Source organism: Streptomyces sp. P9(2023) (genome assembly GCF_032436795.1).
GTDB lineage: Bacteria > Actinomycetota > Actinomycetes > Streptomycetales > Streptomycetaceae > Streptomyces.
On record NZ_JAUPWM010000246.1, the window covers coordinates 1 to 350 of the forward strand.

The following is a 350-nucleotide window of genomic DNA, read 5'->3' on the forward strand; positions in this document are numbered from 1 at the left end:
GCCTATGTTACGTATTAAGAGCGTTTCGGCCTCTTCAATGGTACCGGCACCATTGGCAACCTGCACCAGTAGCAGCGGCGTCATGCTCGTGATCCCAGCGTCGCTTAACTGGTTTTTCAGCCATTGGTTCCGTTTCCAGGCTTGGCGTAGCAGCGTCAGCTTTAAGTCAGCTACTTGTTTGATCTGTGCGCTTAGGTCGTAAACAACCGCCTGGACGTAGGCTTTGTTTAGGCGAGCCTCTATTACATCATCTCGGCTGACATTAAATGACTCAAAGCTTGAGCGGCCAGAATGGTGTAGGAAGGTGTTTATGCGGTCGCTCTTTGGCGTCGCGGTGGCCATGGCTAAGT

Annotated in this window: 1 protein-coding gene; it reads right to left on the reverse strand. The window is 52.0% G+C overall.

Annotated features, from left to right (window positions below; all coding sequences use genetic code 11):
* A partial coding sequence (locus Q5762_RS37515; RefSeq protein WP_315896789.1) for a hypothetical protein occupies nt 1-350 on the reverse strand: 350 nt, incomplete at both ends.